Genomic DNA, 26410 nt, shown 5'->3' with positions numbered 1-26410 from the left:
TCCATCGGCGCGCCTCGGCCACCGCTCACCGCGTCCTGCCGTCCCCGTCCCACCGGTACACAGCTCGCCCGCACGAGCGGCCGCCTCGTGCCGGCGGCAGCCCGTGTCCGTCGGCCGGCCCGGCCCGGGCCGGGCCGCGTCCGGTGCGTGCCCCCGGCACGGGACCCGGGGCCGCTCAGGGTCTGCGGGCGCTGCCCGCCAGCCGGGTCGGCGGCAGGAACTCGCGGACGTACACGCGCTCCCAGCAGGCGCCGGTCGCGCGCAGCTCGCGCCAGGTGGTGTAGCGGTAGCGGAACAGGCGGGCGCGCACGAAGCGCGGCGGCCGGTCCCGGGGGAAGGGGGAGCGGCGCAGCAGCCGCAGCGTGTCGCGGTCGTTCTCCAGGAGCCGTTCCACCATGGCCCCGAACCAGGGGCCGGCGTACGCGGGGGAGAGCGCGGCGAACCACATCATCCAGTCCAGGCGCAGGTGGTAGGGGGCGAACTGGCGCGGCCAGTGCCCCGGGTCCCCGGGTTTGCCCTTGAACTCGTACTCCCGCCAGTCGGAGTCCTCCCGCGGCGTGTCGTCGAGCGTGCCCTCCACCACCACCTCGTACCGGATCCGGCTGATGCTGCCGAAGGCGCCGTAGGTGTTGACCAGGTGCAGCGGGTCGAAGGAGCGGTTCATGACCTGGCGGCGGGAGATCAGGTTCACCGCGGGCCGGTAGCTGAGGGCCACGACGAGCGCGGCGACGGCGAGGACCACGACCTCGAACCACAGCGGGGCGGCCGGCACGGACGGCGGGTGCGCCGGGAAGCGGACCGCGGACAGCGCCAGCACGATCGTGATCCAGTTCAGCCAGGCGAAGTTGCCCGACAGCACCAGCCACAGCTGGGTGAGGACCATCAGCGAGGCGGCGGCCGTGGCGACGGGCTGCGGGGCGAACAGCAGGAACGGCACCACCAGTTGCGTGACGTGGTTGGCGGCCACCTCCGCCTTGTGCAGCGGGCCGGGCAGACGGTGGAAGAACCAGCTCAGCGGACCCGGCATCGGCTGCGTCTCGTGGTGGTAGTGCAGACAGGTCAGCTTCCGCCAGCACTCGTCCCCGCGCATCTTGATCAGACCCGCGCCGAACTCGACGCGGAAGAGGATCCAGCGCAGCAGGAACAGCACCACCACCGGCGGGGCCACCTCGTCGTTGCCCAGGAACACCGCGAGGAAGCCCGTCTCCAGCAGCAGCGACTCCCAGCCGAAGCCGTACCAGGTCTGCCCCACGTTGACGATGGACAGGTACAGCGCCCAGGGCACCAGCCACAGCAGCATGCCGCCCCACAGCGGCAGCCACGAGTCCAGCCCCGCCAGCAGCACGGCCGACACCGCGCACCCGGTCCAGGCGACCGCCGCGAAGAGCCCGTCCGAGTAGCGCAGGTGGAACAGGCTCGGCGCCCGCCTGAACGGCACCCGTTCGACGAACCGGGGGACGGGCAGCATGCCGCGCTCGCCCAGCAGCGCCCGGAACTGGAGGGCCGCCGTCAGGAAGGCCACGAGGTAGACCGCGGCCAGCGCCCGCTGGAAGACCAGCCGGCTCATCCAGTACTCGGGAGCGGTGAACCATCCCACGGTGTGTTCTCCCTGGTGACGACGGTGCCGCCGGCCGCCGCCACGAGGCGGGTGCGCTGGACGGCCCGCGTGGCGCCGGTGAGCGGAGCGGACGAGGACGACGGGCTCCGGCTACCCCGCTCTCGGCTCGAAGAATCAGACAAACCCTGGCAAGGTGGCCCCATGGCCGAACGGGGAGCGCAGACCCTGTCACTCCCGGCAGACTGGCCCGCACACCGGGACCCGATCCTCGCGCTCAACCACATGGGCAGCTTCGACTGGGACCTGGACACCGGTCTGCTCAGCATGGACGCCCAGGCCTACGCGATCTTCGACATCACCCCCGACGAGTTCGACGGCCACGCCGAGAGCCTGGAGCCCCGGGTCCCCGGCGGCGAGGGCCGCCGCCTGGACGCCCTGGTCGCCCAGGCCATCAAGGAGGGCCGCGAGAACTACGGCACCTACATCCGCCTGCGCCGCCGCGACGGCTCCCTGCGCTGGGTCTACACCCAGGGCTACATCCGCCGCGACGAGACCGACCGGCCGGTCCGGGTCTTCGGGATCATCCGGGACGCCACCGACGAACTCAACGACTCGGCGGGCCGGGACGAGCGCGCCGCCCGGGAGGCCGCCCGGCGCGAGCAGACCAACGTCGTCCAGGCCACCACGGCCGCCCTCGCCCACGCGCACACCGTCCAGGACGTCATCGACGTCGTCAAGGACACCCACGGAGTGCCCCTGCTCGGCTCCACCAGTCTGGTCCTGGGGCTGGTGGAGGCCGGGCGGATCCGGCTGGTCGCGGAGGGCCCCGAGGGCACCTCCGTGCCCGGCACCATCGTCACCCGGATCGACGAGCCGTACCCGATGAGCGAGGCGGTGCGCACCCTCAGTCCGCGCTTCATCGAGTCCGCGCGGGACTTCGCCGACCTCTATCCGATCCTGTGGCCGCACATCACCGGCCTGGACATCACCTCGGCCGCCTATCTGCCGCTGATCGCCCAGGGCCGGCCGATCGGCGGCATGGGCCTGCTCTACAGCGGACGGCACGGATTCTCGCCGGAGGAGCGCAACATCCTCGTCGCCCTCGGCAGCAGCATCGCGCAGAGCCTGAAGCGGGCCATGCTCTACGAGCAGGAGAAGGACCTCGCCCAGGGTCTGCAACAGGCCATGCTGCCGCGCACCATCCCGAGCGTGCCCGGCGCCGACGTCGCCGTCCGCTACCGCTCCGGCTACGCGGGCGGCTCCCTGGGCCGGGACATCGGCGGCGACTGGTACGACCTGATACCGCTGCCCGGCGGCCGGGTCGGCGCCGTCATCGGGGACGTCCAGGGCCACGACACGCACGCCGCCGCCGTCATGGGCCAGCTGCGCATCGTGCTGCGCGCCTACGCCGCCGAGGGCCACACCCCGGCCACCGTGATGGCCCGCGCCTCCGTCTTCCTGCACGAACTCGACACCGACCGGTTCGCGACCTGCCTGTACGCGGAGGCCGACCCGTCCACCGGCGTGGTCCAGCTCGTCCGCGCCGGCCACATCGACCCGCTGGTGCGCCTCGGCGACGGCGTCTGCCGCCGCGTCACCGTCGACGGCGGCCTGCCGCTCGGCCTGTCCGCCGAGTTCGGCAGCCTGGAGTACCCGGTGGCCGCCATGGAACTCGACCCCGGGCAGTCCCTGGTGCTGTGCACGGACGGCCTCGTGGAACAGCCCGGCGCCGACCTGGACGACGGCATACGGGCGCTGGCCGAGTCCGTCGCGCAGGGTCCGGGCGACGTACGGGACCTCGCCGACCGGCTCATCGACCTGGCCGAGGCGCGCGGCGGCGACGACGACGTGGCCCTGCTGGTGCTGCGCCGCCGGGCGCTGGCCGAACGCCGTCCCGTCGGCCGGTTCCAGCAGCACGTGGCCCCCGGCGACCCCGAGGCGCTGATCCACGCCCGGCACATGATCGGCGCCGCGGTGCGCTCCTGGGGCGCCCGGGAACGCTCCGACGAGATCGAACTCGTGGCCGACGAACTGATCACCAACGCCCTGATGCACACCGAGGGCGCCGCGATCGTCACCCTCCGGGTGCTCAGCGGCACCGACCGGCGGCTGCGGGTGGAGGTCGAGGACTCCTCCAGCGCGCTGCCCCGCCGCCGGGAGCCGGGCGAGCAGGGCGTCTCCGGCCGCGGCCTGCTGCTCGTCGACCGGCTCACCGACGTGTGGGGAGTGGAGGCGCGGGGCGGCGGCAAGTGCATGTGGTGCGAGTTCGTGGTGCCGCAGCGCGACTGATGCGCGGCGCCGCGCGACCGAACGGCCGCGCGCACGGCACGGCACGGCACGGCAGCGGGTGGCACTCTGGACCCATGCCGGAACTGCCCGAGGTCGAGGCGCTCAAGGACTTCCTGACCGAGAACCTGGTCGGTCACCAGATGGTCCGGGTGCTGCCCGTCGCGATCAGCGTCCTGAAGACGTACGACCCGCCCGTCACCGCCCTGGAGGGCCACGAGGTCACCGCGGTGCGCCGGCACGGCAAGTTCCTCGACGTGGAGACCGGCGCCGGACCGCACCTCGTCACCCATCTGGCCCGCGGCGGCTGGCTCCAGTGGCGGGACCGCCTGCCCGACGGATCCCCCGCCCCGCGGCCGGGCAAGGGCCCCCTCGCCCTGCGGGTCGCCCTGGAGACCGGCGCGGGCTTCGACCTGACCGAGGCGGGCACGCAGAAGCGCCTCGCGGTGTACGTCGTACGGGACCCCCAGGAGGTGCCCGGGGTGGCGCGGCTCGGCCCCGACCCGCTCGCCGACGACTTCGACCAGGAGCGGTTCGCACAGTTGCTCGCGGGCGAGCGGCGGCAGGTCAAGGGGGCACTGCGCGACCAGAGCCTGATCGCCGGCGTGGGCAACGCCTACAGCGACGAGATCCTGCACGCCGCGAGGATGTCCCCGTTCAAGCCGACCGCCTCCCTGACGCCGGAGGAGACCCGGAGGCTGTACGAGGCGCTGCGCACCACCCTGACCGAGGCGGTCGGGCGTTCGAGGGGGCTCGCGGCCGGCCGGCTGAAGACGGAGAAGAAGAGCGGCCTGCGGGTGCACGGTCGCACCGGCGAGCCCTGTCCGGTGTGCGGCGACACGATCCGCGAGGTCTCCTTCAGCGACTCCTCGCTCCAGTACTGCCCGACCTGCCAGACCGGTGGCAGACCGCTGGCCGACCGCCGGATGTCCCGACTGCTCAAGTAGCTCCGGCGGCGGTGCGGCGGTTCGGGGTCCGTGGGAGGGGGACGGAGCGGCGGTTCGAGGTCGGGGAACGGCGCGGGCGGATCGCTCACGCCACGCACCCGATCCGCGTCGGGAGGTTCGCGGCGGCCGTACCCGCGGGCCGGACCACGTCCGCAACCAGTCCGGAGCGCGATCGGGAGTCACGCCCGGAACCTACGAACCCGAATTCCGGCCGGAACCGGACCGGGCTCCCGTTCTGAACCTGGACCGGGCTCCCGTCCGCTCCCCGAACCGGGAGCCCGTCCGGAGCCAGGGTCACGGTGCTGGACGAGGGCCGGGTCCGGGGGCTGGACGAGGGCCGGGTCCCGGTGCTGGACGGCGGCCGGGTCCGCGCGGCTAGAAGAGGTGGATGGCGAGATGCCCGAGGGGCAGCCCGAGCTGCCAGGCGGGCGTCCACACCTTGGGCCCCTCGTCCTCGCCCGCCGCGCCCGCGCCGCCCGGCACCGCGTCCAGGTCGGGTGCGAGCAGTTCGGTCTCCACCAGCCACCGCCAGGCCGCCTCGGCCAGCGCCAGGTCCGGCGAGGGGACGCCCGAGGCGTGCGCGTCGGCCGCGAGGCAGGCGATCCGCTCGCACACCCAGTCCTGCCACGGCTCGTCGTACGCCGTCAGCGACAGCCAGGTCTCCAGCTGCGAGACCACTCGGATGCCGGAGAGCTCGCCACTGGTGTCGGACAGGAAGACGGTCAGCGCCAGCGCGTCCCGCCCGGCGCGGAACTCCACCGACGCCGGCGGCATCAGGTCGCCGGTCCGCAGCAGTTCGTCCGCGATGTACTCGGCGTACAACCAGGACATGGGGACGACCAGTTCACCGTCGCCGTCCGTGTGCTCTTGACCTCTGTGCAGCATCCCTTCCTGCCTTCCTCCGGTGCGTGCGCGTCGCCCGGTCCCGGCTCGCGGGACCGGGCCCGGCCGGAACACGCATGAGGACAGCCGATTACCCAACCGTGGTCCACAGCAAGGCGCTTTGCGAAGGCTTGACGGTGCCGTCGGTTTCACCGCAGGTCGGCCGCGTAACCCGGAAGCACCCGGCGCAGGGCGCGCAGCGCGTAGTACGCGCGGGACTTCACGGTACCGGGCGGAATGCCCAGGGTCTCGGCGGCCTCCGCCACACTGGCCCCCTGGAAGTACACGAGCACCAGGACTTCACGGTGCCGCGGGGTGAGAGTCTTCACAGCCTCGCGCACGTCGAGCGTGGCCGCGGACCGCTCGGCGTGGTCGGCGATCACCCGGGCGTTCTCCAGGACGGCGTCGCCGACCTCCGGCGGCCTGGCCTGCCGGGCCCGGCGCGCGTCGATGGCCAGCCGGCGCGCGACGGTCAGCAGCCAGGGCCGCACGGAGTCGAAGGCGTCCGCGCGCAGCGCCTCCGGGTGCTGCCAGGCCCGTACCAGGGTCTCCTGGAGGAGGTCCTCGGCGCGCTGCCGGTCGCCGTCGCACAGCCGCAGGAGCAGGGCGAACAGGGGCCGGCCGTGCTCGCGCTGCAGCGCGGCGAGCTCGTGCTCGGCGGTCGTGGTCACGCGGGGGAGGGTGGTTCCGGCCGTCATGGCCGTATGGCACCGCAGGGGGCGGCGAGGGGACAGGGTGCGCGCGCGGCTGTGCGACGGACGGTCGATGGCGTCGGTGAACGGTGCGCCGAACGGTCCGTCAGGCGTTCGCCGTCCGCCGGACGGGCCAACGGCGGCGACGGGTCCGTTTGCGACGGCGGCCGCCTTCGTACCCCTTTGTCCTTCCGTCCTTCATCCGTACGACCGTCCTGGCGCCGTCGCCCCCGGGGTCAGCGCCATCGCCACGTCATCACCGCCCGGGCGCGACGAACGCCCTGGCGCACGCTCGCAGTGAGGTGAACCGTTGATCGCACGCAGACACCAGGTGGCCCTGGCCGTGACGGCCCTCCTCGCCGGGTGCGCCGCCTGTCAGGAACAGCTCCGGGAGCGGCAGCAGGTCCCGTCGGCCCTCGGGGCGGTGCAGGCACCCGGAGGGCCGACGGCCGTCGGCGCGTTCACGCTCCTCGCCTCCGGCGCCGTCGCCCCGGACGGCTCGGTCCTCGACCGGGCCGGCTTCGACGCGGGCGGCGCCGGCCACGACTTCCGGCCGATGCTCCAGGGCGCACGGTCCGTGGTCTCCCGGGCCGATCTGGCGCTGTGCCACCTGGACACCGTCGACGGCGCGCACGGCCCCGACGGCGGCGGCCCCCCGCGCCAGTCCCCTCCCGAGCTGGCCCGGGATCTCGCCGCGACCGGCTACGACGGCTGCGCGACCGCGTCCGGGCACACCCTGGACGACGGCGCCGACGGCGTCCGGCGCACTCTGGACGGCCTCGACCGGGCCGGCGTGCGGCACGCCGGGTCGGCGCGCACCGAGGCCGAGGCGCGCGGTGTCACGCTGCTGCGCGCCGGCCGGGCCCGCGTCGCCCACCTGGCCTACAGCCAGGGCTCGAACGGGCGGTTCCCGCCCGGCCGGCCGTGGGCCGTGAACCTGATCGACGCCGACCGGATCGTCGCCGACGCCCGGGCCGCCCGGCGGGCCGGGGCCGATGTGGTCGTCGTGTCCCTGTACTGGGGTCCTCAGTGGCGGGACACGCCCGACGAGGCGCAACTCGACCTGGCCCGGCGGCTGACCGCCGCCCGCACCGGCGGCCGCCCCGACATCGACGTGGTCGTCGGCACCGGCGCCCACGTCCCGCAGCCCTACGAGAAGGTCAACGGCACCTGGGTGGTCTACGGCACGGGCGACCAGATCCCCGGCCGGGGCGCGGACGACGGCCACGGCGCGCGCGAACCACGCGCCGGACAGAGCACCCTCGCACGCTTCACCTTCACCCCGCCGGCGAGGCCGGGCGGACGCTGGGAGGCGACCCGGGCCGAGTTCGTCCCCGAGCTGTTCGACCTGGACGCCGGCCGGGTGGTGGACCTGGACGACGCCATCGCCCGGGGCGCCGACCTGGAGGGCGTACGCGACCGGATCAGCGCCGCGGTGCTCGCCCGCGGCGCGGCCCGGGACGGCCTGGTGATGGGACGGTGAGGCCCTGCGCGGCCGGGCGCCGGCCACGCGAGGCCATGGTCGCGCGGACCGGCGCGCCGGTCACCCGCAGACGGGGCCCGCCCGTCCTCCGGCGGGGGTCAGCCGGGGGTCAGTCCCCGGACCCGGCCCGCCGGCCCGGGGCCAGCGCCGACCGTTTGTACGAGTACCCGAAGTAGATCACGCACCCGATCAGGAACCACACCACGAACCGCACCCACGTCTGCCACTGGAGGAACGTGATCAGCCAGATCGAGAAGACCACGCCCAGCGCCGGCACGAACGGCATCCACGGCGTACGGAAGCTGCGCGGCAGGTCGGGCTGCCGGTAGCGCAGCACGATCACCGCCGAACACACCACCACGAACGCCAGCAGGATGCCGATGTTGGTCAGTTCGGCCGCCTCCGCGATCGGCAGGAACCCGGCGATGACCGCCGACGCCGCCCCGACGATCCACGTCACCCGGGTCGGCACGTGCCGCGTGGGGTGAGTCTTCGCGAACCACCTCGGCAGCAGGCCGTCCCGGGACATCGAGAACCACACCCGGGTCACGCCCAGCATGAAGGTGAACATCACCGTCAGGATGCCGATGATCGCGCCCACCGCGATCACGTCCGCCAGCCGGCCCAGCCCCACCGACTTGAACGCTGAGGAGAAGCCGCTCTCCTTGTCGATGTCCTTGTAGTTCTGCATGCCGGTCAGCACCAGGCAGGCCGCCACGTACAGCACCATCGCGATCACCAGCGAGTAGACGATCGCCTTCGGCATGTGCCGCTGCGCGTCCTTGGACTCCTCCGCCGCGGTCGACATGGCGTCGTAGCCGAAGACGGCGAAGAACACCGTCGCCGCTCCGGTGAACGCCCCGCCGACCCCGTACGGGAAGAACGGGTGGTAGTTGGCGGTGTCGATGTGGAAGACACCGACCACGATCACCAGCAGCACCACCAGGACCTTCAGCACCACCACCGCCGTCTCGAAGCGGGCGGCGTTGCGGATGCCGAGGTTCAGCAGCCAGGCGATGAGCAGGCACAGGAGCGCGGCGAACAGGTCGACCCGGTGTCCGGAACCGGTACCGGGCGCGCCCAGCATCCAGGCGGGCAGGTGCGCGCCCATGTCCTCGACCAGGAAGCTGAAGTACCCGGAGATGCCGATGGCCACCACCGCCACGATCGCCGTGTACTCCAGGAGCAGGTCCCAGCCGATGAACCAGCCGGCGAACTCGCCGAGCACCGCGTAGCCGTAGGTGTAGGCGGAGCCCGCCTTCGGGATCAGGCCCGCGAACTCGGCGTACGACAGGGCCGCCGCGGCGCTGGCGAGACCCGCGACGAGGAAGGACACCAGCACGGCGGGGCCCGCCGTGCCGTTGGCCACCGTGCCCGCCAGGGTGAAGATGCCCGCGCCGATGATGCCGCCCACGCCGATCGCGGTGAGCTGCCACAGTCCGAGCGAGCGTTCGAGCCTGGGTCCCTCGGCGGCTTCCGTCTCCTCGATGTGCTCGATGGGTTTACGGCGGAGAATCCCCTCGCCCATCCGGAGTCCGGCCACTGGCCTCACCTCTTCGCAGAAGGCAATCGGCTGAAGGCGGATCATGATGGCCCAAGGCCACCGGGCACGGAAGACACCGGGCACGTTCCGGACCGCGGCGGGCGGCGGCCACCCGGCCGCACGGGCCGGTTCCGGACGCCGGCTCCGCCCTCCGCGCGAAGGGCGGGACGACGGAGGACCGGACCCGGCACCCGCCGTCCGGACCGTCCCGGGCCCGCGTGACGACGGGCCCTACGGCACCACCGTCACCGGCCATCGTCCCGCCTTGACCAGGCGGACCGCCACCGAGCCGATGATCCGGTGGCCGGCCTGCTCCGAGGCGCCGACGACCACCGCGTCCGCCTTCAACTCGTCGGCGGCCGTCAGCAGGCCGTTGTACGGATCGCCGCGGAAGGTGTGGAACTCCCAGCGGACCTCGAATATCCCCTTCAGCCGCTCGGTCGCCTCCCGGATCTGCTGCACCAGGTCCTCGGCGATCTCGTCCGTCGTCTCGGCCACCGGCGCCCCCAGCGCCGCCCCGGCGGTCATCACCGGCTGCACGTACACGAGGGCCAGCAGCGCGCCCTGGCGCCGGGCCAGACCACCGGCGTAGGCGGCGGCCCGCATCGAGGAGTCCGACCCGTCGACGCCGGCCACGATCACCTTCGGACCGTCCGTGCCCCGCTCGAACCGGTGCTCCTGCCGTTCGTGCTCCTCGTGCTGTTCCGTCACGCCTGCGAGGCTATCGGAACCGTTCGTTCCCGTCAGCGTCCGGTATCGCGGGCGGACCGGTCGCCGGCGCACCGCACCGGTCCGGGCCCGCCGTCCGCCGGCGCACCGCACCGGTCCGGGCCCGCCGTCCGCCGGCGAACCGCGGGACACCGCCCTCCCGCCGGCGCGCCACCGCCGGCCGGAGGGCGGCGTTCCGCCCCTGGAATCGGCGCGCCGCGGCGGCCGCTGGGCCGGGCGAGTGCTTTCGTCCCGCCGCGCCGATGCGGGAGCGGTGCTCCGGACACTGATGAGTCATGCAGAAGGATCAGTTGCTCACGCGGCGCCGGATGTTGCTCGCCGGAGCCGCCGCTCTCGGCGCCGGAGCGGCCGGTACGGCCGGTCTGCTGCTGTCCGACTCCTCCGGCACCCCGGCAGGGGCCGCCGCCCCCGCCGGCGGTCCCCAGGCGCACGGCGCGCTCAAGCCGTCCACCTACCGGCTGCGGCCGCTGACCGGCGACGTCCCGCAGCGCGCCCAGCCATTGCCGACCACGGTGCGGACCGCGCCGATCCTGCGCTTCCCGGGCCGGGGCCGAACCATGCTGCTGACGTTCGACGACGGCCCCAACCCCGAGTACACCCCGCACGTGCTGGACACCCTCGCCAAGTACGACATCCGGGCGACGTTCATGGTGTGCGGGGAGATGGCCGCCTGGAACCGGAACCTGCTGGCCCGGATGGCCGACGAGGGACACGTCGTGGGCAACCACACCTGGACCCACCCGTTGCTCACCCGGCTCGGCCGGCGGGAGATCCGCGACGAGATCGAGAGCACCAGCGACGTCATCGAGAAGGCGTACGGCGACCGCCCGTTGTGGTTCCGCGCGCCCTACGGCGCCTGGAACCGCAACGTCTTCCAGCTCAACGCCGAGCTGGGGATGGAGCCGCTGGCCTGGACCGTCGACAGCCTCGACTGGACCACGCCCGGCACCGGCGCCATCGTGCGCCGGGTCGAGCACGGCGCCGGCCCCGGCGTGGTGGTGCTCTCCCACGACGCCGGGGGCGACCGCTCGCAGACCGTCGCCGCGCTGCGCACCTACCTGCCCAGACTGCTGGACGAGGGCTACCACTTCACCGTCCCGCGCCGGACGTACACCTGACCCCTGTCCGTCGGGACGTACTCCGTCGGGACGCGACACCTGACACCGTCCGTCGGGTCCGTCGGGACGTGACACCTGACACCGTCCGTCGGGTCGTACTCCGTCGGGACGTGACACCTGACACCGTCCGCCCGGACGTCCACCCGGCCCCGTCCGTCGCGCGCCGTCGTCGGCCGTCCGCTCAGCGGGTCTGGACCAGGCGGGCGAAGACGACGACGTTTCCCTGGTATCCGGTCTTCTTGCTGTAGTCACCGCCGCAGGTGATGAGCCGCAGCTCCGGCGTCCCCTTCGAGCCGTACACCCGGTCTCCGGGGAAGTTCTCCTTCTCGAACACCTCCACGCCGTACACCTCGAAGACGGCCGTCCTCCCGTCCTGGCGACCGATCTCGACACGGTTGCCCTTCTTGAGCGCGCCGAGCCCGTAGAACACCGTGGGGCCCGTTCCGTTGTCCACATGGCCGACGACGACCGCCGTCCCCTTCTCGCCGGGCGTGACGGCGCCGTTGAACCAGCCGGCCAGATTGGGGTCGTCCGGTGGCGGAGCGGCGACCCAGCCGTCCGAGTCGACGCCCACCGGTGTGACGGGCGCGTCGACCCGGATCACGGGGATCCTGACCCGGTCGGGCACCGAGCGCGGCAGGGGCTGCGCGGCCCCGACCGAGGCCCGCGTACGGCTGATGTCCGGAGCGGCGGCCTTCGCGGGTTGCGGCGGAGCGATGTCGAACTCCCCGGAACCGTTGCGGATCAGCGCGATCCCGGTGAGCAGGACGAGCGCTACCACCCCCCAGGGGGCGGGCTTCCGCCGGGGTTCCCGTTCCTCCTCGATCGCACCACCGGACAGCTCGCTCGAAGACATTCGCCATCCTCTCCCGACGTGGCCGTCGCCCCGTCGTCCGCGCATACGAGCACGCTAAGCCGGGTCCGCGGAACCGGCGACGGGGCGGCGGCGAACGGGTGGCGGCCGCGGTTTCCGTGCGCCATCCGAGTCGCGCCCTGACGGGCGTTTTCCGACAAGCGGTGACCTGCGGCGTTGTCCAATGGGACGAACTGCCCCGGCACAGTGGCTCACCGGGACGGCCCAGCCCCGAAATGCGTCCGGGAAGAGGGAGTCTGAGGGTTCTTCCGGGAGGCGTTTCTTCGCCGATCGACGGTCCGGGCACGGGTCCCCGGGGCGCCTTCCCCGGAGGAGCACATGCGAATTACTCGTACCCTCTTGCCGGTCCTGGTCGCCGCCGCCGTCGCCGCCGTCGCCGCGGTCGGGCCGGCGGCGCCGGCGGCCTTCGCGAGGGGCGACGACGCCCCGGGCGCCAGCTGGGACGGCGGACCTGGCGCCGACTGGGACGGTGGTCCGGGCGACGGCCAGGCCGACGGCTTCGACGACGGTCCGGCCGGGGACCCCGGCGAGGACCGGGGCGGCGGGGGCGGTGGCATGGGACCCGGCGCTGATTCCGGCGACGGTCTTGACGGAGAGCACGGCGGACCCTGGCATGGCGGGGAGCGGGGCGGCGGGCCGGGGGCCGGCGGTGGCGCGGGGAGTGGTGAGGTGGGCCCGGGGACCGGGCCGGGCGGGGGCGCAGGCGCCGGCCAGGTCGGCGGGTCCGGCGAGGTGCCGATCGACGGGGTCGGCGTGGTCGGCGGTCAGGGCGACGGGCTCGGCGTCGGCCCGAACGGCATCCGCAACATCACGACGCTGCCCAGTGTGATCGCCGCGGGCGGGCGGCTGACGTTCATGGTCGAGGGGTGCCGCAACGGGGGAGTCGCGTCCTCGCGCGTGTTCGCCACGACGCCGCTCAGTCCGGTCGGCGAGGCGGCGCGCGGCACCGTCACGATCCGTCCGGACGCCCGCCCCGGGCCCTATGACATCACCGTCAACTGCGACGGCCGCGCCCTGACCCGCCCGGCGGCGCTCACGGTGGTGGGCGCCGTCCGCGGCGGAGCCGGCGGCGGCACCGCCGCCGGCGCCACCAAGGCCGATCTGGCCGTCGGCGGCGGGCTGGTGGCCGCGGGCGTCGTCGGCGGCGGCGCCTTCTGGCTGCGCCGTCGGCCCTGGAAGCGCCTCTGACGGCGACGGAGCCGGAGCACGGACCAGGACCCGGCCACGCCTCGCGCGGCGGCCGGGTCCTGGTCCGGCCGCGCTCCCGCTCCGTCGCTCTCCGCTCCCGCGTGTTCTCGTCGCCCGCCGCGCCGGACGTTCACCGGCCGGTAGGCCGCCCCGCCCCGGGCCCGGAGTCGTCCGGGGCGGGCGCCCGTGCCGAGCCGGGAGCGTGGTCGGGGCGGGGAGCGCGGTCAGCCGGCGGCCTCCTCCCCGGTGCGGCGGCGCGCGAGGTAGTACGCCGTGCCGGCCGAGCCGCCGACGAGCGCCGTGCCCAGGCCGATCCTCCCCAGGTCGAAGCCGGCGACGGTGCCGCCCTCACCCGCGCGCACACCGTGCCGGAAGTGCTCGGGCCCGCTCCCGCCCCGGCCACCGGAACGGTCTTCGTCGTCGCCCTCCTCGAAGCGGCCGCCGCCTCCTTCGTCGCCGTAGGAGCGGCTGTCGCCGCCGTAGGAGTGGGCGACGCCGCCGCTCGCGACGGCGACGGGCGCGGCGAGGGCGAGGATGCCGACGACACCCAGTACCGCGGCCGGAACTACGCCTGCTACCCGCATGATGGATCCTCCGGTCCCCGAGGAGCAGCCGCGGACCTTCTTCCGCGTGTGCCGCAATCGCGCCTCGATGATCAAACGCTAGGAAGCCGGGGGCGCCGGCGCGAACGCACTCGGGCGAACGGGGCAACGGTGTGGGCCGCACAGGGGACGGCCCCCGCGGCGGCGGTGTCCGGAACGGTCGGCCGGACGTGCCCGCCCTCGGGGCCGGCCGGAGGGCCGACGCGTGCTGAGGCGCTGTCAGACGGCCCGCCGACCGTGCGGTGAGGGCCCGTCAGCCGGTGAGGTTCGGGAACAGGTCCAGGAAGGCGTCCGCAGAGGCCGAGACCCCCCGGCTGTAGGGGGCGTCGAAGTCCCAGATGAGGAAGAGCAGGAAGGCGATCAGCGCGGAGAACAGCCCGGCGAGGATCAGCTCCCGTGCGGTGCGCCGGATCTGCAGCGCGAACACCATGCCGATGGTGACGACGGCCCCCCCGATCAGCCCGAACCACACCACGCCCGGCATCGTCGCCCCGGTGGAGTCGGCGCGCGCGGCCCGGGCCTGGTCGGCGGCGGTCACCTGGTCCACCAAGGGCTGGTAGGCCTGTGCCTCGAAGTCCGACTTCGGCTGGTAGTCGGTGACGTCCGCGCGGATCCGCGCGAGCAGTCGGTCGCCCTCCTTGGTGACATGGCCCTGGTCGGCCATCGTCTTCCACTCGGTTTTGACGACGTGTCCGACATAGGTGTTGACGTCGGACCGGATGCGGTCTCGCACATCGGGCGGGTAGACCCGCACCCGCTCGGAGATCTCGTGCAGCGCCTGGGCCTCCGCCTGGACGTGGTCCTGGGCGGCGACCCGCGCCTCCCAGACGCCCGCGATGGCCAGGCCCAGGACGATGGCGTACACCACGCCGATCCACATGGTCATGTACTCGATGACGTCCGGGGTGTCATTGGGGTCGTCGTCCTCGGCCGCCGTGCGGTGCCGTACGAAGGTGACCGCGACGACCACGGCGCAGGCGCCCAGCATCGCGAGGGTGAGAACAAGCCATTCCGACAACAGGTTCCTCCAGGGGTCAGCGCGGGCGGAGCGCGGCGACGGCGGCCAGCGCGGGCACCGCGATGAGCAGGACGTAGGTGATCGGCGACGGACTGTGCCGAGGTGCGTGCCGGTGCGGCCGGGCGTGGTACCCCGGGTAGGCCACCGGTTTCGCCGAGGGGCGCGGGCGGGGCTTGGGAGCCGGTTCGGGTGTCGGGGCGGGGGCGGGCTCCGGGGGAGGCGTCGGCCGGGGCCGCGGTGCGGGGGGAGCCGGCCGGGCACGAGGCGGCTCGGGTGTCGGCGTGGGCCGCGGTCGTGGTGGCGGCGGTGGCGTCGGCCGGGGGGCGGGCTTGGGCGGAGGCGGAGGCGGAGGCTTGGGTGTGGGCGTGGGTGTCGGCGTGGGCGTGGGTGTCGGCGTGGGGGTGGGGGTGGGAGAGGGCGGGGGAGGCGTCGGGGTGGGCCTCGGGCAGGGCGGGAACGAGGGCCAGGAGCCGCCGGCCGCCGACACCGCCACCGTCCCGTCCGGGCCCGTGGAGGCGTACGCGCAGGCGTCGGCCGCGGCCGGCGCGGCCGGCGCGCCCACACACGCCAACGCCAGGGCCGTAGGCGCCAACACCCGCAACGCCGACGCGAATCGGGTCGGTTTCGGTCGATGCACGAGCGAGATCATGAGCCCTGCGGGAGCGGGGCGCACCGCTCCGCCCGGGGATTGCCCCGAACTGGGGAAATGCGGCGGCCGGGGGTTTGCCCGGCCGGCCATCGAGGCGTCACCGAAACGCACGTACGTACGGACGAGGGGGCGGGGAGGCCCGGACCGGCGCGGAGCGGGGCGGCCCGTCCGGAAGCGACCGGGTCCTGCTCGGCGAGGTCATCCGCGCCGACGGCGCCGAGCGGCTGACTGCCACCGGCCGGCCCGCGTACCGCTGTGCCGAGGAAACCCGGGCCGGTCAGGTCACCGGCCAGGGCGTGGGCGGCGAGTGGTACGTCATGGCGCCCGACGGCGGGAAGGCGTCCCGGGCGAGCCTGCCGGGCCTGCCTGTGCGGGAGACCGCGCCCGGTGACACCGTCGTCGACCGGAACGGCACGACGGTCCACCGCTCGCTGAAGGACAGGGCGTGGCCGGAGCCGGTGTCCGCGTGTTCCGGCGCCTGCCTCGAGAAGCGGCCGGCCGTGGCGCCCGTTCCCGCGAGCGACACCGAGGTTGTGCGGAGGAAGGGCCTGTTGGGCTTCACCGGGCCCGACGGCGTCCGGCAGACGACCGTGAACCGCCGGCCGGTCCACACCTTCTCCGGGGACAGGGACGGCGAACGGGACGGGGCACCGGAACGAGCGCGACGGCACGCCACGGGGCGGGACGCCGCCCCTCCGCACCGCACGGAGCGGGCGGTTCGCCATGTTCGGTCACGTACCCGCGCGTCACGCACCATGCCCGCACATCGCCGCAATCCACCGTGAGGTGGCACCGGCCGGACACGGTCGCGCAGGTGGTGACCGGGAACGGATGGTCAATTTCCGGTTCGGCTCGCCCCTTTGGCGGGCGGTCAGTAGCCTCAGCTCGAACACCGGATCGCCTACGTTGTGGAGAGAAGATGGAGCGTCCCGCCTGGGCCCCACGGAGCATCGACATCTCGGTGCCGAGCGTCGCTCGCATCTACGACTACTACCTGGGCGGTTCGCACAACTTCGAGGTCGACCGGGAAGCCGCCCGCCGGGCGATGGAGTTCATGCCCGGGCTGCCCAAGGTCATGCAGGCGAACCGGGCGTTCATGCGCCGTGCGGTGCGCTTCGCCCTGGGCGAGGGCGTCACCCAGTTCGTGGACATCGGATCCGGCATCCCCACCTTCGGCAACGTCCACGAGATCGCCCAGGCCGCCCACCCTGGAAGCCGCGTGCTGTACGTCGACCACGATCCGGTGGCGGTCGCCCACAGCCAGGCCGTCCTGGCCGGCAACGACGACGCGGACGTGGTCGCGGCCGACCTGCGCAAGCCCCGGGAAATCCTCGAGAGCCCCCAGTTGCTGCGGCTGATCGACCCGAATCGGCCAGTGGCGCTGCTTCTCGTTGCCATACTGCACTTCGTGGAAGACATGGACGACCCGTACGCCGCGGTCGCCGAGCTGCGCGACGCCCTCGCGCCCGGCAGCCTGCTCGTCCTCACGCATGCCACCTACGAGGGGATCCCGCTGCCGCCGGAGCGCAGCGAGGGCGCGGTCGAGGTGTACAAGGACATCCGCAACCCGCTGATCATGCGCTCGCGCGACGAGATCGCGCGGTTCTTCGAGGGGTACGACATGGTGGAGCCCGGACTGGTGCCGATGCCGCACTGGCGGCCGGAGACGGCACCGGAGGACGAGGATCCCTACGCCTTCTCCGGTTTCGCCGGCGTGGGACGTACGGCGTGAGCGCGGAACCGGACGGGCCGGAGGACAGGCTGCGCCGGCTGACGACGATCTGGAGCCGGGCGGTCTTCCCGGTGACCTCCACCTCGCTGACCCGCCCGGAGTTCGAGGAACGACTGCTGCCGCTCGTCGGGCGGTTGAGCCGTGCGCTGCGGGCCAGGGCGTTCGACGCCGGGGAGGGCGAGGCGGTCGGCGCCGCGCTGATCGACGCCCACTGCACCTCCCCGGAGGCGCTGAGCCGCTCCCTGGACTGCGTCGAGTCCTACCTCGTGCTCTACTGCGGCGAGGACGGCGACCAGGAGGACCTGCGCGCCCGCTCCTCCCGGTTGCAGCACGCCATGGCCGCCGGGTTCGCGCGGGCGCTGCGCGAGCGCACGCTGTCCGAACAGGAGGCCATCGCCCAGGCCGCGTTGCGCGCCCAGGGCGTGGTCGCGCAGGCGCTGCACGCCAGCGAGGCCCGTTTCCGGGCGGTGTTCGAGGGCGCGGCCATAGGCATCGGCATCGCCGACCTGGACGGCAACATCCTCCAGGTCAACGGCGCGCTCCTGCGCATGTTCGGCGGCTCCGAGCAGAGCATGCGCGGCCGCAAGGTGCAGCAGTGGACGCACGCCGACGACGCGCCGCAGATCTGGCGGCTGTACGAGGAACTGGTGCGCGGCGAGCGCGAGCACTACCACGTGGAGAAGGCCTTCTACCGCCCCGACGGCACGGTCCTGTGGACCAACCTCACGGTCTCCCTGCTCCGCGACCCCGACGGCAACCCCCAGTACCAACTGGCCCTCATGGAGGACACCACCGAGCGCCGGCTGCTCAACCTCCGCCTGCGCTACGAGGCCACCCACGACGCGCTCACCGGTCTGCCCAACCGCACCCTGTTCTTCGAGCGCCTGGAGAAGACGCTGAACTCGGGCGAGGGCCGCCGCTTCGGCCTGTGCTACCTCGACCTCGACGGCTTCAAGACCATCAACGACAGTCTCGGGCACGCGGCCGGCGACCGGCTGCTGGTCGAGGTCGCCGACCGGTTGCAGTCCTGCGCGACCGCGCCCGGCGAGATGGTGGCCCGGCTCGGCGGCGACGAGTTCGTCGCGCTGACCACCGGGCCGGACAGCCGGCGCGAGGTCGACGAACTCGCCGCCCGCATCATGAACGCGCTGGTGGCGCCCATCCGGATCGACGGGCGGGAGCTGACGGTGCGCGGCAGCATCGGCGTCGTCGAGGGCCCGGTGGGCGAGCGCAGCGCGGCCGAGGTGCTGCGCAGCGCCGACATCACCATGTACCGGGCCAAGTCGGCCGGCGGCAACCGCTTCGAGCTGGCCGATCCGGAGGCCGACGCCCGCGCCATCACCCGGCACGGACTGACCACGGCCCTGCCCACCGCGCTGGACCGCGGTGAGTTCTTCATCGAGTACCAGCCGCTGGTGCGTCTCGGCGACGGCAGCGTGCGCGGCGCCGAGGCGCTGGTGCGCTGGCTGCACCCGCAGCACGGCGTGCTCGGCCCCGACCGGTTCATCCCGCTCGCCGAGCACACCGGACTGATCGTTCCGCTGGGCCGCTGGGTCATGGAGCAGTCGGTGCGCCAGGCCCGCCGCTGGCGGGAACTGCACGGCGACGGGGCCGCGGGGCCGCTGCGCATCAACGTCAACCTCTCGCCGTGCCAGCTCCACCACCCCGGTCTCGTCCAGGACACCGTCGAGATTCTGGAACGCTCGGGCGTGACACCCGACGCGCTGTGCCTGGAGGTGACCGAGTCGGCGCTGATCGGCGCGGACGACGACCTCCTCAAACCGCTGCGCCGGCTGGCCGAGATGGGCGTCGACATCGCCCTGGACGACTTCGGCACCGGATACTCCAACCTGGCCAATCTGCGCCGGCTGCCGGTGAGCGTGCTGAAGCTGGACCGTTCCTTCACCCAGGGCATGCAGCAGTTCCCGGCCGACCCGGTCGACCTCAAGATCGTCGAGGGGATCGTGGCGCTGGCCCACAGCCTCGACCTCGCGGTCACCGTGGAGGGCGTGGAGACCGGCGCCCAGGCCGAGCAACTGCGCATCCTGGGCTGCGACACGGCCCAGGGCTGGTACTACGCCCGCCCGGGCCCCCCGGAGCGCCTGCACGAACTGGCCCTGGCGGACGCGACGGGCTGAGCCTCCCGGCCCCACGCCCCGCCCCCGGCAAGGTGCGCCCGCGCGCCCCTTGCCCGGCCGCGCCTTGCACGCCCGCGCGTTGCCTGCCCGCGTCTCGCCCGCCGCGGGCTCCTCGCCCGCGCGTGTCCTGCCCGGCCGTGTCCTGCCCGGCCGTGTCCTGCCCGGCAGTGTCCTGCCCGGCCGGGTCCGTCAGGGGGCGGCCGCCGAGGTCGTACCGGCCGCGGCCTTGCCGTCCGCCTGTTCGCGCAAGCTCTCGGCCACCCGGGCGGCGGCCCGGACGAGCGCTGCCGTGGCCGTCGAGCGGGACTGCTGCGGCCAGGCGATCGCCAGGACGGCGGGCGGCGCGTCGGCGACGGAGCGGTAGACGACGCCGGGGCGCGGATAGCGGTCGGCGACCGAGGCCGGGAGCAGGCTGACCGCGTCGCCCAGCGCGACGAGGGTCAGCAGCTGGGCGAGGTCCCGGCCGGCCGCGCGGGACGGCCCGCCACGGAGGCGGTGGAGCTCTCCCGGAGGCAGCGGGAGGTCGTCCAGCGCGAGTCGGTCGCGAGCGGCGAGCGGGTCGTCGGCGGCCAGGGCGGCCACGCGCGGCTCGACGGTCAGCGTCTCGCTGTCCAGGCCGGTGCGGTCGAACGGCTCGTGCACCAGGGCCGCGTCGGCCTCGCCCCGGCGCAGCAGCCGCGGCTGCTCCTGCCAGCCGCACAGGCGGACCGAGACCGGGACGTGGGCGGGTTCGGCCGCGTAACGCGCCAGGATCGGTTCCAGCAGCCCGGCGTCGCCGTCGGCCTTCACCGCCAGCACCAGTCGCGGCCGCGCGGCGGCCGCGCGCCGCGTCCGGTGCCCGGCCGCCGCCAGGGCGTCCAGCGCGATCCGCGCCTCCCCGAGCAGGACCTCACCGGCCGGGGTCAGGGTCACGCTGTGGGTGGTCCGCTCGAACAGGGTCACACCGAGGTCCGACTCCAGTTGGCGGATCGCGCGGGACAGCGGCGGCGGGGACATGCCCAGCCGCCCGGCGGCCCGGGCGAAGTTGAGCTCCTCGGCGACGGCGACGAAGTAACGCAGCGGACGGGACTCCATGGCTTCCCCCTCCCATCGGTATTGCCGTCAAGGTAACAACCGTGAGCGGACCGGTCCTTCAGTCGGGCGGACCGGAGCGGCAGGATCGATGACGCGCCGGGGGTCCGGGTCCCCGCCCCGGCGCCTCTCGCCGACAAGGCGTCCCACCGCTTTCGCTCCTGGAGTATCACGTGATCGTTGTGACCACGCCGACCGGTCAGATCGGCCGGCAGCTTCTCGACCGCCTCCTCGACGCCCCCGGGGCCGCGGGGCGGATCCGCGTCATCGTCCGCGACCCGGCGCGCCTGACCCCTCGGGCACGGGAGGCCGCGGAGGTGTTCCGGGGCTCGCACGCCGACCCCGGCGTCCTGGCCGCGGCCTGCGAGGGCGCCGACCGCGTGTTCTGGCTGGTCCCCCCGGCGTTCCGCGCCGACAGCGTCGAGGGACACTTCGCCGCCTTCACCGACCCGTTGTGCGAGGTGATCGCCTCCCGGGGCGTGCGGCGCGTGGTCGCCGTCTCCACCCTGGGCCGGGGCGTGGCCAAGGACGCGGGGCAGATCTCGGCGTCGCTGGCCATGGACGACCGGATCGCGGCCACGGGCGTGCACTACCGCGCGCTGTGCCCGCCCTTCCTGATGGAGAACCTGCTCAGGCAGCTCGCGTCCATCCGTGACCGGGGAGAAATCTCCCTGGCCGTCACCGAGGACCGGGTCCTGCGCACCTGCGCGACCAGTGACATCGCCGCCACGGCCGCCCGGCTGCTCCTCGACGGCTCCTGGACCGGGCAGGGCGACGTGCCCGTGGTGGGACCCGACGAGCTGAGCACCGAGGGGATGGCGAAGGTCCTCTCCGAGGTGCTGGGGCGCACCGTCCGGGTGCGGCGGACCGGCGTCGCGGAGTACGCGGCGGCCATGCGCGCAGCCGGGGCGTCCGAGGCCTCGGCGCAGGGCCTGGCCGACATGGTGCGGGCGCTGGACGAGCAGGGCTTCTACGGCATCGACGCGCAGAGCACCCCGGACACCGCGCCCACCGGGTTCCGCCAGTGGTGCGAGGAGGTACTGAAGCCGGCCGCTCTGGCCGGCTGACCAGGAAGCCGCATCCTCCGCGTCCCTCGGGGGCGTGGGGAACCCCGCACCCAGCCCCACGGTGAACCCGCACGCCCACCTCCAGGGGTGCCGGGATCCGCGGGGCCGGTCACGGTGAACCCGCACTCGAAAACGTCGCGAAGCCTCCCCTCGGGGGCGCTGGGGACCGCACGCCCGGCCGGAGCGAACCCGCATCCGACCGCGACCACACCCCCGGGAGGGCCACCGGGCCCTCCGGGAGGGCCACCGGGTCCTCCGGGAGGGCCACCGGGTCCTCCGGGAGGGCCACCGGGTCCTCCGGGAGACCCACCGGGTCCTCCGGGAGAACCTCCGGGGCCCACCCGGAGCCCCCCGGAGGGCCCCTCAGCGCTCCAGCAGCATCCGCTGGAGCTCCCTGGCCGCCCGCGGCGGCGCCACGTCGCTGCGGTGGGCCAGGGCGATGGTGCGGTGCAGACCGGGGCGGGCCAGCGCGGTGACGCGCAGGCCGTGGCCGGAGCGGGTGGCGACCATGCGCGGGACGACCGCGACGCCGAGGCCCGCCCGGACGAACCCGAGGACCGCGTCCATCTCGCCGCCCTCGACCGCGAGATCCGGCTCGAAACCCTCGGCGCGGCAGGCGGCGACCGTCAGCTCCCTGAGGTCGTAGCCGTGCCGGAACATCACCAGCCGCTCGCCCTCCAGGTCCGCGACGGACACCGCGTGCCGCCCCGGACCGCCGGGCGCGGGCGCCTCCGGCGAGGAGACCACCACCAGGTCCTCGCGCAGCAGCTCCACCGTGGTCAGCGCGGGGGAGGGGGTGGGCAGCGGCAGCACCACCAGGGCGAGGTCGAGGGCGCCGCGCGCCAGCTCCCGCACGAGGTCGTGCGAGCCGCCCTCCTCGACCAGCAGCCGGATGCCGGGATAGCGGTCGTGGAAGGCGCGCAGCACGTCCGGCAGCAGACCGGTGCACAGGCTCGGGGTCGCTCCGAGCCGCACCCGGCCCCGGCGGAGCTGCGCCAGCTCCTGCACCTCGTGCCGGGCGGTGTCGGCGTCGGCGAGGATCCGCCGGGCCAGCGGGAGCAGCGCCTCCCCGGCGTCGGTGAGCGTGATGTTGCCACGCGCCCGCTGGAACAGATCCGCGCCCAGCTCCCGCTCCAGCGCCTTGATCTGCTGGGACAGCGACGGCTGCGCCACATGGACCAGATCGGCGGCCCGGGTGAAGTGCCGGGTCTCGGCGACCGCCACGAAGTACTGGAGCTGCTGGAACTGCATGGGCCCCATGATAGGCAGTCCCTATCGAAACAAGGCAGACCATGTCTTGGACCGATCGGGCCGTTCGGCCCTAGCGTCATCGGCATGGCTCTGGCAACGCGGACGGACCGACGGCCGTCCATGGCGCGTACCGTGTGGCACTCGACCGTCGGCAAGAAGACCGTGATGGCGGTCAGCGGTGTGATCATGCTGCTGTACCTGGTCGCCCACATGATCGGAAACCTGAAGATCTACTTCGGGGCGGGCGAGTTCAACCACTACGCCCACTGGCTGCGCACCGTGGGCGAGCCGTTCATGCACTACGAGTGGACGCTCTGGATCGTCCGGGTCGTCCTCGTGGTCGCCGTGGTCGCGCACGCCGTCTCCGCGTACCAGCTCAGCCGCCGCGACATCCGGGCGCGTCCGACCAGGTACGTGCACTCCCGGCCGCGGGCGACCTACGCGACCCGCACCATGCGCTGGGGCGGGATCATCCTCGGCCTGTTCGTCGTCTGGCACATCCTGGACCTGACCACCGGCACCGTGCACTCCGGCGGGTTCCAGGAGGGCCACCCGTACCAGAACGTGGTGGACACCTTCTCCACCTGGTACGGCGACGTGATCTACATCGTCGCGATGCTCGCGCTCGGCCTGCACATCCGGCACGGCTTCTGGAGCGCCGCCCAGACCCTCGGCGTCGGCAGCCGCACCCGCGACCGCGCCCTGAAGACCGTCGCCAACGTCCTCGCAGTGCTGCTCACGGCCGGCTTCATCGCCGTGCCGGTGGGCGTCATGACCGGAGTGGTGAGCTGACATGACCTCCTACGCCGCATACACGACCGGTGACCCGGTCGCCGACACCAAGGCGCCGGCCGGCCCGATCAACGAGCGCTGGGACAAGCGCCGCTTCGAGGCCAAGCTGGTCAACCCGGCCAACCGCCGCAAGCAGACGGTCATCGTCGTGGGCACCGGACTGGCCGGCGGCTCCGCGGGCGCGACCCTCGCCGAACAGGGCTACCGCGTGGTGCAGTTCTGCTACCAGGACTCCCCGCGCCGCGCCCACTCCATCGCCGCGCAGGGCGGCATCAACGCGGCCAAGAACTACCGCAACGACGGCGACTCGATCCACCGGCTGTTCTACGACACGGTCAAGGGCGGCGACTTCCGCTCCCGCGAGTCCAACGTCCGCCGCCTGGCGCAGATCTCCGTGGAGATCATCGACCAGTGCGTGGCGCAGGGCGTGCCGTTCGCCCGCGAGTACGGCGGCCTGCTCGACACCCGCTCCTTCGGCGGCGTCCAGGTCTCCCGCACCTTCTACGCCCGCGGCCAGACGGGCCAGCAGCTCCTGCTCGGCGCCTACCAGGCGCTGTCCCGGCAGATCGCCGCCGGCAACATCGAGATGCACCCGCGCACCGAGATGCTCGACCTGATCGTCGTCGACGGCCGGGCCCGCGGCATCGTGGCCCGCGACCTGATCACCGGCAGGATCGACACGTACTTCGCCGACGCCGTCGTCCTCGCCTCCGGCGGCTACGGCAACGTCTTCTACCTGTCGACCAACGCCATGAACTCCAACGCGACCGCCGTGTGGCGGGCGCACCGGCGCGGCGCCCACTTCGCCAACCCCTGCTTCACCCAGATCCACCCCACCTGCATCCCGCGCACCGGCGACCACCAGTCCAAGCTGACCCTGATGAGCGAGTCGCTGCGCAACGACGGCCGCATCTGGGTGCCGAAGGCCAAGGGCGACACCCGCCCGCCGAACGAGATCCCCGAGGACGAGCGCGACTACTACCTGGAGCGCATCTACCCCTCCTTCGGCAACCTCGTCCCGCGCGACATCGCCTCCCGTGCCGCGAAGAACGTCTGCGACGAGGGCCGCGGCGTCGGCCCCGGCGGCCAGGGCGTCTACCTCGACTTCGCCGACGCCATCGCGCGGATGGGCCGGAAGAAGGTCGAGGAGAAGTACGGCAACCTCTTCGACATGTACGAGCGGATCACCGCGGAGAACCCCTACGAGGTGCCCATGCGGATCTACCCCGCCGTGCACTACACGATGGGCGGACTGTGGGTCGACTACGACCTCCAGACCACCGTCCCCGGCCTGTTCGCGATCGGCGAGGCCAACTTCTCCGACCACGGCGCCAACCGCCTCGGCGCCTCGGCGCTGATGCAGGGCCTGGCCGACGGCTACTTCGTCCTCCCGGCCACCATCAACGACTACCTGGCCCGCAACCCGCACAAGTCCCCCGACGACGACCTCACCGCCGGCCACCCGGCCGTGCAGGAGGTGCTCGCCGAGACCGAGGACCGCCTCAACCTGCTGCTGGCCGTCGACGGCGACCGCACCCCGGACTCCTTCCACCGCGAACTGGGCGAACTCATGTGGGAGTTCTGCGGCATGGCCCGCACCGAGACCGGACTGCGCAAGGCGCTGGAGCGCATCCCGCAGATCCGCGAGGAGTTCTGGCGGCGCATCAAGGTCCCCGGCACCGGCGAGGAGTTCAACCAGTCGCTGGAGAAGGCCAACCGCGTCGTCGACTACCTGGAGCTCGCCGAGCTCATGTGCCTCGACGCGCTGCACCGCGCCGAGTCCTGCGGCGGCCACTTCCGCGAGGAGTCCCAGACCCCCGACGGCGAGGCGGCCCGCAAGGACGACGAGTTCGGCTACACGGCCGCCTGGGAGTTCACGGGCACGGGGGAGGCCCCCACCCTGCACAAGGAAGACCTGGTCTTCGAGTACGTCCACCCCACCCAGCGGAGCTACGCATGAAGCTCACCCTGCGCGTCTGGCGGCAGAAGAACGCCGACGCCGACGGCGCCATGTCCACCTACGAGGTGGACGGCATCTCGCCCGACATGTCCTTCCTGGAGATGCTGGACGTCCTCAACGAACAGCTCATCCTCTCCGGCGAGGACCCCGTCGCCTTCGACCACGACTGCCGCGAGGGCATCTGCGGCGCGTGCAGCCTGGTCATCAACGGCGACGCGCACGGCCCCGAGCGCACCACCACCTGCCAGCTGCACATGCGGTCCTTCCGGGACGGCGACACCATCGACGTCGAGCCGTGGCGGGCGGCGGCCTTCCCGGTGGTCAAGGACCTGGTGGTGGACCGCTCGGCGTTCGACCGGATCATCCAGGCCGGCGGCTACATCACCGCCCCCACCGGCTCCGCGCCCGAGGCCCACGCCACCCCCGTGCCCAAGCCGGACGCAGACTTCGCCTTCGAGCACGCCGAGTGCATCGGCTGCGGCGCGTGCGTGGCGGCCTGCCCCAACGGCGCGGCGATGCTCTTCACCTCCGCCAAGATCAACCACCTCAACGTGCTGCCGCAGGGCGCGCCCGAGCGCGAGACCCGCGTCCTGGACATGGTGGCCCGGATGGACGAGGAGGGCTTCGGCGGCTGCACCCTGACCGGCGAGTGCGCCACCGCCTGCCCCAAGGGCATCCCCCTCGTCTCGATCACCAGCATGAACAAGGAGTGGCTGCGCGCGACCCGGAAGGCGGCCAAGCGGTAGCCGCGCCGTCCGTGCGATGGACGTTCGCCGAGACGGCGGACGGGCGGGGCCGGGAGTGGTGCTCATTCCCCGGCCCCGCCTCGT

Annotated in this window: 22 protein-coding genes; 12 read left to right on the top strand and 10 right to left on the bottom strand. The window is 73.5% G+C overall.

Annotated features, from left to right (window positions below):
* Window positions 1–175 precede the first annotated feature (175 nt).
* Window positions 176–1597: a lipase maturation factor family protein gene (locus tag ACF061_RS23335; protein ID WP_392268873.1), complete on the bottom strand. Its 1422-nt coding sequence runs from the start codon at window positions 1595–1597 to the stop codon at window positions 176–178.
* Window positions 1598–1759: 162 nt separating this feature from the next.
* Between ACF061_RS23335 and ACF061_RS23330 the strand changes: the two genes are divergently transcribed.
* Together ACF061_RS23330 and ACF061_RS23325 are read left to right on the top strand one after the other, a co-directional pair.
* Entirely contained in the window at window positions 1760–3847 is a 2088-nt protein-coding gene (locus tag ACF061_RS23330; RefSeq protein WP_392268872.1) for a SpoIIE family protein phosphatase, read from the top strand.
* Window positions 3848–3921: 74 nt separating this feature from the next.
* Window positions 3922–4791, top strand: coding sequence for an Fpg/Nei family DNA glycosylase (locus ACF061_RS23325; RefSeq protein ID WP_392268871.1), 870 nt, complete (start codon window positions 3922–3924; stop codon window positions 4789–4791).
* A 375-nt stretch (window positions 4792–5166) separates the two neighbouring features.
* Here ACF061_RS23325 and ACF061_RS23320 read toward each other — a convergent pair whose 3' ends face one another.
* Both ACF061_RS23320 and ACF061_RS23315 read right to left on the bottom strand, forming a co-directional pair.
* Window positions 5167–5676, bottom strand: a complete 510-nt coding sequence (locus tag ACF061_RS23320; protein WP_392268870.1) for a hypothetical protein — start codon at window positions 5674–5676, stop codon at window positions 5167–5169.
* Between the two features lie 146 nt (window positions 5677–5822).
* Window positions 5823–6371: a sigma-70 family RNA polymerase sigma factor gene (locus ACF061_RS23315; protein ID WP_392268869.1), complete on the bottom strand. Its 549-nt coding sequence runs from the start codon at window positions 6369–6371 to the stop codon at window positions 5823–5825.
* A 304-nt stretch (window positions 6372–6675) separates the two neighbouring features.
* Here ACF061_RS23315 and ACF061_RS23310 point away from each other — a divergent pair, with 304 nt between their 5' ends.
* Window positions 6676–7848: a CapA family protein gene (locus ACF061_RS23310; RefSeq protein WP_392268868.1), complete on the top strand. Its 1173-nt coding sequence runs from the start codon at window positions 6676–6678 to the stop codon at window positions 7846–7848.
* A gap of 109 nt (window positions 7849–7957) precedes the next feature.
* On the opposite strand, the gene ACF061_RS23305 is transcribed toward ACF061_RS23310, so the two are convergent.
* Together ACF061_RS23305 and ACF061_RS23300 are read right to left on the bottom strand one after the other, a co-directional pair.
* Window positions 7958–9391 (bottom strand): amino acid permease, encoded by a 1434-nt coding sequence (locus tag ACF061_RS23305; protein ID WP_392268867.1) that lies wholly within the window; start codon window positions 9389–9391, stop codon window positions 7958–7960.
* 231 nt (window positions 9392–9622) lie between these two features.
* Window positions 9623–10102 (bottom strand): universal stress protein, encoded by a 480-nt coding sequence (locus ACF061_RS23300; protein WP_392268866.1) that lies wholly within the window; start codon window positions 10100–10102, stop codon window positions 9623–9625.
* A 293-nt stretch (window positions 10103–10395) separates the two neighbouring features.
* On the opposite strand from ACF061_RS23300, the gene ACF061_RS23295 reads away from it, so the two are divergent.
* The gene (locus tag ACF061_RS23295; protein ID WP_392268865.1) at window positions 10396–11238 is read left to right on the top strand and encodes a polysaccharide deacetylase family protein; all 843 of its coding nucleotides are present in this window, start codon (window positions 10396–10398) and stop codon (window positions 11236–11238) included.
* Between the two features lie 181 nt (window positions 11239–11419).
* On the opposite strand, the gene ACF061_RS23290 is transcribed toward ACF061_RS23295, so the two are convergent.
* Window positions 11420–12094: a class F sortase gene (locus ACF061_RS23290; RefSeq protein WP_392268864.1), complete on the bottom strand. Its 675-nt coding sequence runs from the start codon at window positions 12092–12094 to the stop codon at window positions 11420–11422.
* A 771-nt stretch (window positions 12095–12865) separates the two neighbouring features.
* On the opposite strand from ACF061_RS23290, the gene ACF061_RS23285 reads away from it, so the two are divergent.
* Window positions 12866–13300 (top strand): hypothetical protein, encoded by a 435-nt coding sequence (locus ACF061_RS23285; protein WP_392268978.1) that lies wholly within the window; start codon window positions 12866–12868, stop codon window positions 13298–13300.
* Between the two features lie 224 nt (window positions 13301–13524).
* Here ACF061_RS23285 and ACF061_RS23280 read toward each other — a convergent pair whose 3' ends face one another.
* Both ACF061_RS23280 and ACF061_RS23275 read right to left on the bottom strand, forming a co-directional pair.
* On the bottom strand, window positions 13525–13884 hold the full coding sequence (locus ACF061_RS23280; RefSeq protein ID WP_392268863.1) for a hypothetical protein: 360 nt from the start codon (window positions 13882–13884) through the stop codon (window positions 13525–13527).
* A gap of 271 nt (window positions 13885–14155) precedes the next feature.
* The gene (locus ACF061_RS23275; protein WP_392268862.1) at window positions 14156–14920 is read right to left on the bottom strand and encodes a hypothetical protein; all 765 of its coding nucleotides are present in this window, start codon (window positions 14918–14920) and stop codon (window positions 14156–14158) included.
* Window positions 14921–15886: 966 nt separating this feature from the next.
* Between ACF061_RS23275 and ACF061_RS23270 the strand changes: the two genes are divergently transcribed.
* From ACF061_RS23270 to ACF061_RS23260, 3 genes are all read left to right on the top strand, one after another.
* Window positions 15887–16354: a hypothetical protein gene (locus ACF061_RS23270; RefSeq protein ID WP_392268977.1), complete on the top strand. Its 468-nt coding sequence runs from the start codon at window positions 15887–15889 to the stop codon at window positions 16352–16354.
* Window positions 16355–16488: 134 nt separating this feature from the next.
* Window positions 16489–17301: an SAM-dependent methyltransferase gene (locus ACF061_RS23265; RefSeq protein WP_392268861.1), complete on the top strand. Its 813-nt coding sequence runs from the start codon at window positions 16489–16491 to the stop codon at window positions 17299–17301.
* A complete protein-coding gene (locus ACF061_RS23260; RefSeq protein ID WP_392268860.1) occupies window positions 17298–19439 on the top strand; it encodes a putative bifunctional diguanylate cyclase/phosphodiesterase in 2142 nt (713 codons plus the stop codon). The genes ACF061_RS23265 and ACF061_RS23260 overlap by 4 nt, the downstream gene beginning before the upstream one ends.
* 189 nt (window positions 19440–19628) lie before the next feature.
* Here ACF061_RS23260 and ACF061_RS23255 read toward each other — a convergent pair whose 3' ends face one another.
* Window positions 19629–20513 carry a LysR family transcriptional regulator gene (locus ACF061_RS23255; RefSeq protein ID WP_392268859.1) on the bottom strand — a complete coding sequence of 295 codons (885 nt, stop codon included), beginning with the start codon at window positions 20511–20513 and terminating at the stop codon, window positions 19629–19631.
* 170 nt (window positions 20514–20683) lie between these two features.
* On the opposite strand from ACF061_RS23255, the gene ACF061_RS23250 reads away from it, so the two are divergent.
* Window positions 20684–21577, top strand: a complete 894-nt coding sequence (locus tag ACF061_RS23250; protein WP_392268858.1) for an NAD(P)H-binding protein — start codon at window positions 20684–20686, stop codon at window positions 21575–21577.
* Window positions 21578–21940: 363 nt separating this feature from the next.
* Here ACF061_RS23250 and ACF061_RS23245 read toward each other — a convergent pair whose 3' ends face one another.
* On the bottom strand, window positions 21941–22828 hold the full coding sequence (locus tag ACF061_RS23245) for a LysR family transcriptional regulator (RefSeq protein WP_392268857.1): 888 nt from the start codon (window positions 22826–22828) through the stop codon (window positions 21941–21943).
* A gap of 120 nt (window positions 22829–22948) precedes the next feature.
* On the opposite strand from ACF061_RS23245, the gene ACF061_RS23240 reads away from it, so the two are divergent.
* Genes ACF061_RS23240 through ACF061_RS23230 form a run of 3 tightly spaced genes read left to right on the top strand, consistent with a single transcriptional unit; the run spans window position 22949 to window position 26326 of the window.
* Window positions 22949–23620 (top strand): succinate dehydrogenase, encoded by a 672-nt coding sequence (locus tag ACF061_RS23240; RefSeq protein ID WP_392268976.1) that lies wholly within the window; start codon window positions 22949–22951, stop codon window positions 23618–23620.
* 1 nt (window position 23621) lies between these two features.
* Window positions 23622–25580 (top strand): fumarate reductase/succinate dehydrogenase flavoprotein subunit, encoded by a 1959-nt coding sequence (locus ACF061_RS23235; RefSeq protein WP_392268856.1) that lies wholly within the window; start codon window positions 23622–23624, stop codon window positions 25578–25580.
* The gene (locus ACF061_RS23230; RefSeq protein ID WP_392268855.1) at window positions 25577–26326 is read left to right on the top strand and encodes a succinate dehydrogenase/fumarate reductase iron-sulfur subunit; all 750 of its coding nucleotides are present in this window, start codon (window positions 25577–25579) and stop codon (window positions 26324–26326) included. The genes ACF061_RS23235 and ACF061_RS23230 overlap by 4 nt, the downstream gene beginning before the upstream one ends.
* Window positions 26327–26410: the final 84 nt, after the last annotated feature.

This window comes from Streptomyces sp. NPDC015220 (assembly GCF_043079345.1).
In the GTDB taxonomy this organism is placed as follows: Bacteria; Actinomycetota; Actinomycetes; order Streptomycetales; family Streptomycetaceae; genus Streptomyces.
The sequence above is the reverse complement of the archived record's forward strand: the minus strand, read 5'-3'. Positions and strand labels throughout refer to the sequence as shown.